Genomic DNA, 12,925 nt, shown 5'->3' with positions numbered 1-12,925 from the left:
TTAGAGCAATAAATAGTTGTTTATTTTAATGTCTTTAGATTTTAAATCAAACATTAAATTATAAAGTCCAAAAAATGTTCTGTTTATATAAATAAAGTGTTTAGAGCCTCTATTTCCGTTCATTTTACGCAGTTCTGTACTTTTGCTATACTTTTCTCCTAATTCTGCAATTTGATTAAAGAAAACAGGGTCCGAAAAATCAAACGTTTCATTATGGAATGGTTTTGTAAATAAACTTAACATTTCATAAAAAAGATCAGAGAAAAAAGCTATTTCTTCTTTAGTATCCTCTTCTTTTAATATTTCTAATTGATGCATTCTTTGTGAAAACAAAACATGATTATTAATAATTTCTGGTTTTGCCAATTCAAAATAGGGTATGTAAAAGTCTGTTGGCACTTCTTTTATACATCCAAAATCTAAAGCAATTAATTCTCCTTTGTTAGATATTAAAAAATTGCCAGGATGTGGGTCTGCGTGTACTTTACGTAGAGCGTGCATTTGATACATATAAAAATCCCAAAGGGCTTGTCCAATTACATTGGCTTTCTTTTGATCGCTATTATGGGCAGTAAATTCACTTAGGTGTTCTCCTTTCATCCAGTCCATTGTAATTATGCGCTCCGATGAAAATTGCTCATAATACTCTGGGAATTTTAAATTTGGTATATGCTTACAGGCTTTGGCCATTTCTTTACTTTGCTTAATTTCTAGCAAATAATTTGTTTCTTCTATAAGCTTATTTTCTACTTCCGAAAAATATTTATCGGAGTCCTTTCCTTTAATATTAAACATTTTTATGGCTATAGGCTTTACCATAGCTAAATCTGTAGATATACTATCTGCAACACCTGGATACTGAATTTTAACTGCTAGTTTTTTGCCATTGGCCTCTGCGTAATGCACCTGTCCAATACTAGCTGCGTTTACAGAGTTTACATTAAACGTATCAAAAATTTCGTTTGGAGTTTTTCCAAAATATTTTTTAAATGTTTTTTGCACCAGAGGAGCAGATAACGGAGGAACGGAAAATTGAGCAAGAGAAAATTTTTCTACATACGCCTGTGGCAGTATGCTTTTCTCCATACTTAACATTTGTGCCACTTTTAAAGCGCTACCTTTAAGCTGCTTTAAACTGTCATAAATATCTTCTGCGTTATTTTTGTTCAATCGCTCCTTGGCTTCAGTTTCAGTCTTGGTTAATTTATCTCCATAATATTTTAAATAATTAACACCAACTTTAGCTCCTGTTGTAACTAGTTTACTAGCACGTTGTATTTTAGATGTAGGTATTGTATCTATAGTTTTCATAGGCTTACAAGTTCATATTAACTTTTTCTTTATAAATAAACTTTCCTAAGTCTATAATGCTTTGCAAAGGTTTAGTGTCTAGCAAATCAAACGTAGTATTAACGCTTTTTTCAATAAAAATATCGGTTTTTTCAAAAGATGAAGAAGTATCATCTAACCAAAATTTAAGAGTAATTAATAACTGCAACCAAGCAGATTCAGTAATTGTTTTTTGCTGAATTTTTTCTAACTTTTCTTGTTTAAGGTCAATAGTCTCAATTTCTAAGGATGTAATGTATGTAGCAAAACTCTTTTTAAGTGTAGATAACATACTTACATTTTTTAGTTTGTTTTTATGTTTACTAAGTGCATAAACAACATAACTTCTATTAGCTGTAAGCATCTCAAAAAAAGTATAGTAAAAGCTTAGTAACTTAGTACGGCTATTAAAATCTTCATAAGCTTTGTCTGCCTTTAAAGCTCTTATTGTGTGGTTGTAAAACGCATTAAATACTTCTTTTTCTAATGTCTCAAAAGAATTGAAGAAATTATAAAAAATAGCTTCATCAAAATTATTGGACTTAGAGAACTTGTATACAGAAGACGGTTGCTTTTCGTTTTCTAATACATAATCCATATAAAAACTGATAATATCCTCTGCTGATATGTTCTTTTTTTTTGCCATAATTTTTGTTTTTCTTAAACAAAGATACAAAAATGTCTAACTAATTATTAAAAAGATTAGACAAAAATTTACTTATCCTGGTTTTACTGACGTTTTGAGCATTAAAATGTTATGTTTTACTTAAAAGTATTTATGGTTTTATAACTTACACTTAGTTTTGTAGCTAATTGTAAACTAAGTATTTATTGATGAAGATTAAAATAGTATTCTTATATATTTCTGCTCTGTCCTTGGGTGTGCTTTTTGGACAATTAAGTAGCACTTTGGTAGGCGTTTTGCCCGATGCTGTTTCCGAGTCTTCAGGTTTACTTTATTATGATGATATGTTAATTACTCATAATGATTCTGGTAATGCACCAATTTTATATCAATTAAATAATAAAACACTTAAGATAGAAAAAGAAATAGAGGTTGTAAATGCTAAAAATATAGACTGGGAAGATTTAGCGCAGGACCTAAATTATATTTATGTAGGTGACTTTGGTAATTATTGGGGAGATAGAGAAGACTTAGTTGTTTATAAAATTTCTAAAGAGGCTATAAAAACATCTAAAAAAGTTTCTGCTGAAAAAATTTTCTATAGTTATCCAGATAAAAAAGACAATAAGCGTAAGGGTAGTAATGACTTTGATGCAGAAGCTATGTTTTATAAAAATAATGAACTTTATATTTTAACAAAGCAGTGGAGAGGTAAAAAAACAGCCGCTTATAAAATACCTGTAAAACCAGGAAAATATATAGCAACAAAAGTAGGGGAATACAATACTAAAGGCTTGGTAACAGGGGCAACATATAATACCAAAAGTAATAAAGTAGTTTTGGTTGGCTACAATATGTTTATGATGCCATTTGTGGTAGAAGTAAACAATAGCACAAATACTAATTTGTTTGCCGGAGTTACAAAAAGAACACAATTAGATATTGGTTTTGTACAAATGGAAGGGATTGCTACCTTACCTAATGGTGGCTACTATATGTCTTCTGAGTCCTTTACAAAATTGGGAGCTAGTGCCAGTATTTACAAGTTAGATGGCAAATAGTTGTTATTTTAGTAGCAGTTTTTACTTTATAAAATTTAAGGTTTTGTTAACATTTAAAGGCTTGGGTGTGCCTTAATTTTGAAGAAACTTAAAAAACTATAAATCAAATGAAAAAAATTGCATTACTATTGGTAGCTGTATTTGCCTTAACAGGAGTACAAGCACAAATTGAAACACCACAACCTAGTCCGTTTACTAAAATAGAACAAAAAGTAGGTTTAACAGATGTTACTTTAGAGTACTCTAGACCATCTATGAGAGGAAGAGAAGTTTTTGGTAACCTAGTACCTTATTCTAAATTATGGAGAACAGGAGCAAATAAAAATACAATAATTACATTTAGTAACAATGTAACTATTGGCGGTAAAGAAGTAAAGGCTGGTTCTTATGCAGTATTTACTAAACCAGGAGAAAATACTTGGGAAGTTATTTTTTATGCAGATACAAATAATTGGGGTACACCAAGAGCTTGGGATGAGTCTAAGGTTGCTGCAACAATAAACGCAGAAGTTGTAAAAATGCCTATGAAAATTGAAACATTTACTATGACTTTTGATGACTTAACATCTAACTCTGCTGTTTTAGGTATTTTATGGGAAGATGTTTATGTAGGAGCTAAGTTTGAAGTACCAACAGATAAAACAGTTACTGATGCAATTGCAAAAACAATGAATGGCCCAAGTGCACAAGACTACTATGCTGCTGCGGTTTATTATAAAGAAGCTGGTAAAGATATTAACCAAGCAAAAACTTGGATGGAAAAAGCTATAGGTATGATGGAGAAACCTGCTTTTTACCAGTTAAGACAGCTGTCTTTAATTTATGCTAAAGCTGGAGACAAGAAAAAAGCTATAGAAACTGCTAAAAAGTCTTTAGCTGGTTCTAAAGAAGCAGGTAATGCAGATTATATTAAAATGAATGAAGACTCTTTAAAAGAGTGGGGAGTTAAATAATTTTGATCCTTAGAATATATAACCCGTAAAGCTAAATGTTTTACGGGTTTTTTTAAATTAGAAACCTAAATAAGTTAATTTTCTAAATATCTAAATCAGCATTAGTTTTCATCATTCTATCAAAACCTTCTAGCATTGTAGCAATAGAAATTACTAAAGCACAACCAAAAGCATTTAGCCATAAATAAGACATCCAGTCAAAAGCCCAGCCAAATATTACAATAACTTGTGTAATAATTGCAGCTACAAATACCGCATTTCCTTTAACATATTTAAAAAAGAATGCTAGTAAAAATATGCCTAATACGTTGCCGTAAAAAATAGAACCTATAATGTTTACCAATTGTATTAAATTATCAAACAAGCTAGCTACACAGGCAATTAATATGGCTAAAATACCCCAAATTAGTGTTAGTACTTTAGATGCTTTAACGTAGTGTTCTTCTGTTTCTCCTTGTTTAATGCTCCTTTTGTAGATATCTAAAGCGCTAATAGTACCCAAAGCATTAAGTTCTGATGCTGTAGAAGACATAGCGGCAGACAATATTACAGCCAGTAAAAGTCCTATAATTCCTTGTGGTAAATAATTTAGTATAAAGTGAATAAATACATAATCTGTATCATTTGTTTCTACAGAATCATCTGCTTGTTTAATTAAATTTTTACCAGCGTCTCTCCCTAATTTTTCTTGTGCATTTAAAGCTATTATTTCTTGCTTAGCTTTTTTTTGAGCGCTACTGTTATTTTGGTCTATTGCTACAGATAATTTATTTTGGGCAACTATTTTTTGCTCTGTTATGTACTTGTGTTCTTCCTGTAAAAGTTTGTAGTCTTCTGCGTGAATAGAGTTTTCTACTTTAGCAGTAGCAGCAGGATTAAAGTTTAAGGGAGATACGTTGTATTGATAAAATACGAATACCATTACACCAACCAATAAAATAAAAAATTGCATTGGAATTTTTAAAATACCATTAAATATTAAGCCAAGCTGACTCTCTCTTACAGATTTACCAGATAAATACCTCTGTACTTGACTTTGATCTGTACCAAAATAAGACATAAACAGGAAAAATCCACCAGTTAATCCGCTCCAAACAGTGTACCTACTTTGTGTGTCTAAACTAAAGTCTAAAATATTTAATTTATCACTTGCACTTGCAACCTTTAAGGCTTTGCTAAATGTTATATCGTCTGGTAAATAATCTAAAATAAAATAAAAAGCTACAAACATACCCAGCATAATAATAAACATTTGCTGTTTTTGGGTAACGCTAACTGCCTTTGTGCCGCCAGATACGGTGTAAATTATAACCAGAATGCCAATTAAAATATTCAAAATTCTTAAATCCCAACCAAGTACTGCAGATAAAATAATAGAAGGAGCGTAAATGGTTATACCAGCAGCTAAGCCACGCTGAATTAGAAATAAAAACGCAGCAAGTGTTCTGGTTTTAACGTCAAACCTGTTTTCTAAAAACTCATAAGCAGTGTATACCTTTAGTTTGTGATATAATGGTACAAAAACCATACATATTACTACCATAGCTAATGGTAAACCAAAGTAAAATTGCACAAAGCCCATTCCTGAGTTATAGGCTTGTCCTGGTGTAGATAAAAATGTTATTGCACTAGCTTGTGTAGCCATTACAGACAACCCAATTGTCCACCACTTAGACTGGTTGCCGCCTAAAACATAATCGTTTACATTTTTACTTCCTTTTGTTTTGTATACGCCAAAACCTACAATAAATAACAGTGTTCCTATAAGTAAATACCAATCTATTTCTGCCATACTAATTGTAAATTTTCATTATTATAAAAAAAACAATGGCATACATTAAGTTTAAAAGTAACACCCAAGAATATTCTTTTTTCCAAATAAATTTATCTTTCATAGTGTTTTATTCTTTTTTAGGAAGTGATAATAAATTGGCAAATAATTTATATGCCCCTGGTACACCGGCAGGTAATTCTCTAAAAAAACTAATTCCCGTATATACGTAATTTCCTTTTCCATAAGCAGCAATTAAAATACTACCTTTTTTTGCCTCTTCTCCTTTATCTGCCATTGCTAAAATAGGAGTAAATTCTTTACCCCATTTGTTAGGAAAGTATAAACCACGTTCTTGTACCCAATTGTTAAAATCTTTTGCAGTAATTTTATTTGGAGTGTTTACCACAGGATGATCTTTTGCTAAAATGGTAACTTCTGCAAACTCATTAGTAACTCTGTCTCTAGATAGCTCTAATGGGTAAGGAGCAAGGTTATCTACTCCTAATTTGCTGCGGCCGGCTGTATTGTATTGAATAACTAAATTACCGCCGTTTTTAACATAGTCTAATAAAAAGTGTTGTTTAAATTTTAATTCATCTACCACGTTGTATGCTCTAATACCAACTACAATGGCATCAAAACCTTTTAATGAAGCAGTGTTGATGCTGTTAGGGTCTATGGTAGAAACATTGTAGCCAATTTGCTCTAAACTCTCAGGAATTTTATCTCCTGCACCAGTAATGTATCCAATGTTTTTTCCTGTTTTTTTAATGTCTAAACGTACTACTTTGGCTTCAGACGGTAATAAAACAGATTGTGTAGGTATATGATCATAAGATATGACTACAAGCTCTTTATTCAGTTCTTTACCATTAATTTTTACAACCGGTAAAATAGAACCTTCAGATTCGCTATTTGGAGGCGTAACAGTAAATGTAATTGTTTTTGAGTCTCCGCGTTTTTTAATATTAAAATTTTGCTTTGCATTAGCTACTTTCCACCCTTTAGAAAAAGTTAATTCTATTTCGCCAGAAATATCATTTGCTAAAGCCTTAACTCTTACTGGTATTTGTTTTGAAGATTCATCAGAAAAAATAATAACTTTATCTTTTATACCAACACTAGCTTCCGGTAAAACTTCAAAAGGTCTGTACAATTCTCCTTTGTCTGGTTTAGAGTAGTGATAAACAACAGGTTTAGTAATAGTTAAAGTGTAATTGTTAATACTAAGTTCAAAATCTGCATTAAAAGCTCTTGGTGTCTCTGGTTTGCCTATTAGTTTTTTATCTTTTACAGTGTACATACCTAGTGTACCTTTTTCCATTAACCAATAAGGGCTAGTGTATTTTGTATCTGCTGGTACAGCAACATCTAAAGTTAGGTTTTGCTTTGTGTTGTTTTCTAACAAAATATTAGGTGTTAGGGTAGTATCACCAACGTTTACAGATTTTAAAACAATGTTTGCAGTGCTTCTATTTAATGCTTCTATAGATACCTTAAAGTTGCCACCAGGTGTGCTATTAGTATTATTTGCATTAGCTTCTAAATACAAACCAGCTACGGCTGTAATTATATCTTCTAGCTCTTTTGTTTTAATATTTTTCCAATGTGTATCTTTAGATTTTTGTAAAAGGTTATAGGCTTCTATAAGTTGTGGTAAATGTGCAGAGGGATTTTTAAAGTTAAAGTTTTCTTCAACCTTTTTTAGTATTTTTCCAATAGCAACGCCGCCATCTATTCTAGACCAAGTTGTATTAACACCTTCAAAAATATCATCGCTTTTAGGCATATCGCCTTTTAAAAGTTCTATATACTCATCTTGGCTTCCTCTGGTAGACACTCTACCAAAACCTTGGCATAAATGTTGACTGCTAGCAAGTGCAGCAATTTCATTATTAGATACGCCCAGTATTGGGTAAAAGACACCAACATCTAATTTCATTAGTTTGCTTTTGTCAGCTTTGTTAAAAGCTTCTTCACTACCATAAAACCACCAAGATGTATTAAAAAACATACGTTTTGGTTGCCAAGTTTCTGTTAGTTTTAATTGTTCTGGGTAGGCTTTAGGGTCATTAACCAAATCAAAAGCTTCTACACTTAACATTGCAGATGTAGTGTGGTGACCGTGTGTGGTACCAGGAGTTCTGTGGTTAAATCTATTAATAATTACATCTGGTTTATATTGCCTAATAATTTGTACAACATCTCCTAAAACTTCTTCTTTATTCCAAATAGCTAATGTTTCTTCTGGGTGTTTAGAGTAACCAAAATCATTTGCTCTAGAGAAAAATTGTTCTCCGCCATCTTTACTACGTGCACCAAGTAATTCTTGCGTGCGTAATACACCTAATTGTTCTCTAATTTCTGGTCCAATTAGGTTTTGTCCGCCATCTCCGCGAGTTAAAGATAAATATGCTGTTTTGGCTTTTACGTTGTTAGATAGGTAAGATATTAACCTGGTATTTTCATCATCTGGATGAGCAGCAATGTACAACGCAGAACCTAAAAAGTTTAGCTTTTGTAAAGAGTGATAAATTTCTGTAGACGATTTTTTTTTAGGAGCTTGAGAAAATCCTAAGTTAATGCATAATGTAAAAATTACGCAAGATACCAGTATTTGGCGCATAAATGTTAATTTTGGTTGATGCTCAAATATAACAAGTTCTACGCTTAAGAAAGTTAATTTTAAAGGTTCTTTAACACCATATTTTAACTATTTTTTGTTATTTATAGTGTCTGTTAATGATTTAAGAAAACCATTTTTTTCTTTTAATAAAAAAAATAGACACCAAAGACACCAAAACCATTACACCCAATAGGATAAAATAACCGTATTCTGTTTGTAATTCTGGCATATTTTTAAAGTTCATACCATAAATACCAGCTAAAAAGGTAAGCGGAATAAAAATTACAGAAAATATAGTTAAGGTTTTCATTACCTCATTAAGTCTATGGTTTTGTATGCTAAACATAAGGTTTAAAGAACTGTCTAATTGGTTTAAGTTAAAGTCAATTTCATCACTCATTAATCCAATTTGCTCTTTAATTTCAATAAAATATTTAATATCAAACTCAAAACAATCAATATTTTCTAGTTGATTTATAGCATCTTTAATACTAATAGTCATCCTTTTAATTTGGTTTAATTGTCTTTTGTTATTTTCAACTTTTAGTGCAAATTCTGGTGTAGGTTTGGTTTCATTTAAATTATCTAAACCAATATTAGCTTCGGTAAGTTTATCATAAGCAATATAATAATTATCTATTATAGCTTCCATTAATAGGTAAAAAAGGTAATCTGCACCTTTTTTTCTAATAATTCCTAAATTTTTTTCAATACGCTCTCTTAAATGCTGAAAATGATCTCCTTCTACCTCTTGTATGCTCCAAACGTAGGTTTCACCAACAACAAAAACCATTTGCTCAAACATTGTTTCATTACTTTCTACAGAATAATAAGGAGATTTTAATGTTAAAAAAAAGCAATCGTCTAATTCTATAACCTTATTCCTGTGGTTGTTATCTATGACAAGGTTTATTAAAAACTCGTCCATATTATTATCTGCAATTATTTTGCGTACAGCTTGTGAATGCTGAAAACCATAAATATTTAACCAAGAAATAACTGATGTATCTTTTGTGATAGATATTTCTTTTAAATCTTCTCCTTTTAATAAACTGTAGCTTTCTTTAGAATAATTAATTAAAGATGAGTTTGCTAAAAACGCTTCAATATTAAACGTTTTTTTATCAGAATAAGGATTTACTTTACGTCTGTTTTTTCTTTTCATACAGTTGCTTATTTAAATATAATCACCCTCTGTGGTATCATCATTATTATCATCTTTATTAATAATTACAACACCTTTTTGTAAAAGTAAATTATTAGGATAGGTAAGAAGTTCACCATTATCTTTTTTTAAATAAATATGATAAGCTTTAATATCTAAAATATCTACTTCCTCTGCAAAATCTCCATCTAGTATTTTTATACGGTCTCCTATTTTAAAAGGAAAAGAGAAAAACAATATTACACCAGCTGTAATATTGCTAAGTATAGACCAAGATGCAAATAATGCTACCCCTAAAACAGCAAATACAGAAGAAAATATTATACCAAGATCTTCAAAATTTACTTGCCAGATATACACAAGTGCTATAAAGCTTATGGCCATATAAAGTATGGTGATATACCTAATAATTAACTTTGTGCGTACTTTATTTATATCGCTTATTCTTCCTATTTTACGAATTGCTTTTGCTGTAACAAACCGTAAAAACAAAAAAGCTAAAACACAAATTAAGCTGTTTATTAATTGATTTTGATGTGCATCTATAAATTCATTCATAATCCTAAACTATCTCTAAAATGTAAGTCTTTATTTCTGTTTTGTTGCCAATAGGCCGTTTGTATTCTTTTGTTTAATGTTGCTTTTGTGGTTAGCATTTTTTTATTAGCACCAAAACCACTAGCGTGTGTTTCTGTAAAGCTTTCTATAGTATGCGGAAAAGCGGTGGTAAATGTAATGCTTAAATTGCGTTGTAACTCTGGATAATTTATACTGTACACTGTTAAATTATCATTATTAGTTACCGTGGCAGTAGCATTGTAAGCTTTTAGTTGCTTGTGAGAAAACCTAATGTACTGAAAAGAAGGAATAATAGTTAGTTTGCCCTTTGGTAAGGCATTTGGGTTTATTCTAATTTTTGCCCAAAGATCGTTTTCTAATATATCTTTTTTTAGAGTCAATTTTTCATCTCCTTCACTTTCAAAATAAGAATAAGAAGAAACCTCAAAATTTTCTTTATTGTTTAACTGAGAAAATACTTGTCCGCACCATTCTTGTACAGTATTTGTAATTTTTAATGAAGCAGAATTATCACCAACCGGATAAAAAGTGCTAGACATTACAGAGTACGGGTAAATACCTGTATTAAATTTTTTAGTGCTGTTTAACTTTAAAACAGGAACGCTTGTTTTGTCCGGTTTATCTGCTTTTACTTGTTTTGTAGCATTAAAAGGTTCTGTAACAAAAACCATAACAGCAGAACCTTGTCTTAATTCGCCATACCTAGCTTGTTGTAAATTGTACGATGTTATTTCTGCAGTACCATTGTACCAATACTTTTTAAATTGATTAGACAGCGGTTTTGGTTCTTTTTTTTCAATAACCTTTTCAGGAGTAACAGCAGCAACATCTAGAGTTTGTATTTTTTCTTTACACGCATTAGATACTAATAGCGTAGCGGCTATTATACCTAGTTCAACTAATTTTTTCATAACAAATACATTTTAAGTAAAATTACTTAAAATGTTATGTATTTGCTATAGTTAACAAAGTTTTATAAACTAAATGCGTAGGTAAGCCAACAACGTTAGGGTAGGAGCCAATAATTTCTTCAATAGCAATTAAGCCAATCCACTCTTGTATACCGTAAGCACCAGCTTTATCTAATGGCTTGTAGTTTTCTACGTAATATGTAATTTCTTCTAAGCTAAGAGCTTTAAATTTTACTTTAGTAATATGACTTTCTGTAATTTGTTTGTTTTTAGATGTAAAACATACAGATGTTGCTACTTGGTGCCAAGAGTTAGATAGTTTTGTAAGCATTTTAATAGCATCTGCAGCATCTTTTGGTTTTCCTAATTGCTCATTATTATGCCAAACAATGGTGTCTGATGTTATTAAAATATCTTTTTCTTGTAGAGATGCCTTAAAAGGCTCAGCTTTTAGTGCAGCTAAATAATTTGTAATTTCTTCGGCTTTTAAATGATTAGGAAAAACCTCTTCAATAGGTCTAACATCAACCTTAAAGTTAATATCTAATTCTTTAAAAAACTGATGCCTTCTAGGAGAGCCAGAAGCCAATATAATGTTGTAATCTTTTAGTTTTTCAGAAAGCATTTAGTCGTTTTTAGCGCTATAATTATCATTCCACTTGCCTTGTACTTTTAAAACCTGCTCAATAACATCTCTGGCACAACCATTACCTCCGTTTTTTTGAGATATATACTTACTAACGGCTTTAATTTCAGGTATAGCATCTTGCGGGCAAGTAGGCATACCAACAAGTTTCATAGGAGGAACATCTGGCATATCATCACCCATATACAAAACATTTGTAGGATCTATGTTATTAGTAGATAAGTACTCTTTTATAGGTTCTATTTTTAGGTGAGCGCCTAAGTAAATATCTTTAACGCCTAAACCTTTAAATCTAGTACGTACACCCTCGCTTGTTCCGCCAGAAATGATACAAACATTAAAGCCTTTTTGTATTGCAGTTTTAAGTGCGTAACCATCTTTAACATTCATTTTACGTAGTAATTCTCCGTTTTCTGTAATAAGTACAGATCCGTCTGTAAAAACGCCATCTACATCAAAAACAAAAGTGGTAATATTATGTAGGTATTCTTTATAACTTTTTTCCATAAGTATTGGTAATAGATTTGCTTATAACGCTGTATATTTCTTTATGCGTATTATTTGTTAGTTCAGTTATATGACGTTGCATAGTACCAATATCATTACGTTTTGCAGGTCCAGTTTGTGCATTGTAAGGAGATAAGGTATTTAGTTTTGCAACGGTTTCTTGTATTAAAGGTGATAAAATTGAGAAAGGTACCTTGTTTGCTTCACAAATTTCTTGCCCAATTTGATACATATGATTGCTAAAATTATTTACAAAAACTGCAGCCAAATGTATGGATTTTCGTTGTTCCGATGATATTTTATGTACACTGTTAGAAACACTTTCTGCCAGTTGAAGAAGTAAAGCTTCATCAGTCTTGTTTTCTGCTTCTATACAAATAGGTATACGCGCAAAATCTACTACTGCTTCTTTACTAAACGTTTGTAATGGGTAAAAAGATCCTTTTCTATTTTTATCATCTAAAACAGATATAGGTACGCTACCAGAAGTATGTACAACTAGTTTGTTTTGTAGTTTTAGCGCAGTAGATAGTGAAGTAATATTATCATCAGAAATTGCAATTATGTACACATCTGCATCTGGTAAGTTATTTATGTTAGTAGTTGTATTTACACTATTTTTAAAAGGCAGTAATGCAGTTTCTGTACGGTTGTACAGCATTGCAATAGATACATTGTTTAACGCACTAAATGCATTGTATAAGTGTGTGCCAATATTTCCTAACCCTATAATAACTACCCTAATCATA

The 12,925-nt window shown here is 31.0% G+C and carries 12 protein-coding genes; 2 read left to right on the top strand and 10 right to left on the bottom strand.

The window, feature by feature from the left end:
- The gene (locus tag BFJ87_RS11535) at window positions 1-1,311 is read right to left on the bottom strand and encodes an ABC1 kinase family protein (protein ID WP_077404524.1); all 1,311 of its coding nucleotides are present in this window, start codon (window positions 1,309-1,311) and stop codon (window positions 1-3) included.
- Between the two features lie 4 nt (window positions 1,312-1,315).
- Entirely contained in the window at window positions 1,316-1,975 is a 660-nt protein-coding gene (locus BFJ87_RS11530) for a TetR family transcriptional regulator C-terminal domain-containing protein (RefSeq protein ID WP_077404521.1), read from the bottom strand.
- A 188-nt stretch (window positions 1,976-2,163) separates the two neighbouring features.
- Between BFJ87_RS11530 and BFJ87_RS11525 the strand changes: the two genes are divergently transcribed.
- Both BFJ87_RS11525 and BFJ87_RS11520 read left to right on the top strand, forming a co-directional pair.
- Window positions 2,164-3,015 carry a hypothetical protein gene (locus BFJ87_RS11525; protein WP_139344237.1) on the top strand — a complete coding sequence of 284 codons (852 nt, stop codon included), beginning with the start codon at window positions 2,164-2,166 and terminating at the stop codon, window positions 3,013-3,015.
- Window positions 3,016-3,122: 107 nt separating this feature from the next.
- Window positions 3,123-3,968 carry a DUF2911 domain-containing protein gene (locus BFJ87_RS11520; RefSeq protein ID WP_077404515.1) on the top strand — a complete coding sequence of 282 codons (846 nt, stop codon included), beginning with the start codon at window positions 3,123-3,125 and terminating at the stop codon, window positions 3,966-3,968.
- Window positions 3,969-4,050: 82 nt separating this feature from the next.
- Here BFJ87_RS11520 and BFJ87_RS11515 read toward each other — a convergent pair whose 3' ends face one another.
- From BFJ87_RS11515 to BFJ87_RS11480, 8 genes are all read right to left on the bottom strand, one after another.
- Complete coding sequence (locus BFJ87_RS11515) at window positions 4,051-5,760, bottom strand: sodium:solute symporter family protein (protein ID WP_077404512.1); 1,710 nt, start codon at window positions 5,758-5,760, stop codon at window positions 4,051-4,053.
- Window positions 5,761-5,869: 109 nt separating this feature from the next.
- Window positions 5,870-8,368 carry a PIG-L family deacetylase gene (locus BFJ87_RS11510; protein ID WP_077404509.1) on the bottom strand — a complete coding sequence of 833 codons (2,499 nt, stop codon included), beginning with the start codon at window positions 8,366-8,368 and terminating at the stop codon, window positions 5,870-5,872.
- A 121-nt stretch (window positions 8,369-8,489) separates the two neighbouring features.
- The gene (locus BFJ87_RS11505) at window positions 8,490-9,533 is read right to left on the bottom strand and encodes a magnesium and cobalt transport protein CorA (RefSeq protein WP_077404506.1); all 1,044 of its coding nucleotides are present in this window, start codon (window positions 9,531-9,533) and stop codon (window positions 8,490-8,492) included.
- 12 nt (window positions 9,534-9,545) lie between these two features.
- A complete protein-coding gene (locus BFJ87_RS11500) occupies window positions 9,546-10,091 on the bottom strand; it encodes a mechanosensitive ion channel domain-containing protein (protein ID WP_077404503.1) in 546 nt (181 codons plus the stop codon).
- Window positions 10,088-11,023, bottom strand: coding sequence for a septum formation inhibitor Maf (locus BFJ87_RS11495; protein WP_077404500.1), 936 nt, complete (start codon window positions 11,021-11,023; stop codon window positions 10,088-10,090). The genes BFJ87_RS11500 and BFJ87_RS11495 overlap by 4 nt, the downstream gene beginning before the upstream one ends.
- A 34-nt stretch (window positions 11,024-11,057) precedes the next feature.
- Window positions 11,058-11,648 carry a Maf-like protein gene (locus BFJ87_RS11490; protein WP_077404497.1) on the bottom strand — a complete coding sequence of 197 codons (591 nt, stop codon included), beginning with the start codon at window positions 11,646-11,648 and terminating at the stop codon, window positions 11,058-11,060.
- Window positions 11,649-12,176, bottom strand: coding sequence for a KdsC family phosphatase (locus tag BFJ87_RS11485; RefSeq protein ID WP_077404493.1), 528 nt, complete (start codon window positions 12,174-12,176; stop codon window positions 11,649-11,651).
- Window positions 12,160-12,924 carry a Rossmann-like and DUF2520 domain-containing protein gene (locus tag BFJ87_RS11480; protein WP_077404490.1) on the bottom strand — a complete coding sequence of 255 codons (765 nt, stop codon included), beginning with the start codon at window positions 12,922-12,924 and terminating at the stop codon, window positions 12,160-12,162. The genes BFJ87_RS11485 and BFJ87_RS11480 overlap by 17 nt, the downstream gene beginning before the upstream one ends.
- Between the last annotated feature and the right edge of the window lies 1 nt (window position 12,925).

It is taken from the genome of Cellulophaga omnivescoria (assembly GCF_001999725.1).
Taxonomy (GTDB): domain Bacteria; phylum Bacteroidota; class Bacteroidia; order Flavobacteriales; family Flavobacteriaceae; genus Cellulophaga; species Cellulophaga omnivescoria.
This window is presented reverse-complemented; position numbering and strand designations above follow the sequence as displayed.

What these genes read in the sequence shown, in the direction of transcription:
- BFJ87_RS11535 (WP_077404524.1), bottom strand. Translation starts at nt 1,311, where the DNA reads ATGAAAACTATAGATACAATACCTACATCTAAAATACAACGTGCTAGT.
- BFJ87_RS11530 (WP_077404521.1), bottom strand. Translation starts at nt 1,975, where the DNA reads ATGGCAAAAAAAAAGAACATATCAGCAGAGGATATTATCAGTTTTTAT.
- BFJ87_RS11525 (WP_139344237.1), top strand. Translation starts at nt 2,164, where the DNA reads ATGAAGATTAAAATAGTATTCTTATATATTTCTGCTCTGTCCTTGGGT.
- BFJ87_RS11520 (WP_077404515.1), top strand. Translation starts at nt 3,123, where the DNA reads ATGAAAAAAATTGCATTACTATTGGTAGCTGTATTTGCCTTAACAGGA.
- BFJ87_RS11515 (WP_077404512.1), bottom strand. Translation starts at nt 5,760, where the DNA reads ATGGCAGAAATAGATTGGTATTTACTTATAGGAACACTGTTATTTATT.
- BFJ87_RS11510 (WP_077404509.1), bottom strand. Translation starts at nt 8,368, where the DNA reads ATGCGCCAAATACTGGTATCTTGCGTAATTTTTACATTATGCATTAAC.
- BFJ87_RS11505 (WP_077404506.1), bottom strand. Translation starts at nt 9,533, where the DNA reads ATGAAAAGAAAAAACAGACGTAAAGTAAATCCTTATTCTGATAAAAAA.
- BFJ87_RS11500 (WP_077404503.1), bottom strand. Translation starts at nt 10,091, where the DNA reads ATGAATGAATTTATAGATGCACATCAAAATCAATTAATAAACAGCTTA.
- BFJ87_RS11495 (WP_077404500.1), bottom strand. Translation starts at nt 11,023, where the DNA reads ATGAAAAAATTAGTTGAACTAGGTATAATAGCCGCTACGCTATTAGTA.
- BFJ87_RS11490 (WP_077404497.1), bottom strand. Translation starts at nt 11,648, where the DNA reads ATGCTTTCTGAAAAACTAAAAGATTACAACATTATATTGGCTTCTGGC.
- BFJ87_RS11485 (WP_077404493.1), bottom strand. Translation starts at nt 12,176, where the DNA reads ATGGAAAAAAGTTATAAAGAATACCTACATAATATTACCACTTTTGTT.
- BFJ87_RS11480 (WP_077404490.1), bottom strand. Translation starts at nt 12,924, where the DNA reads ATGATTAGGGTAGTTATTATAGGGTTAGGAAATATTGGCACACACTTA.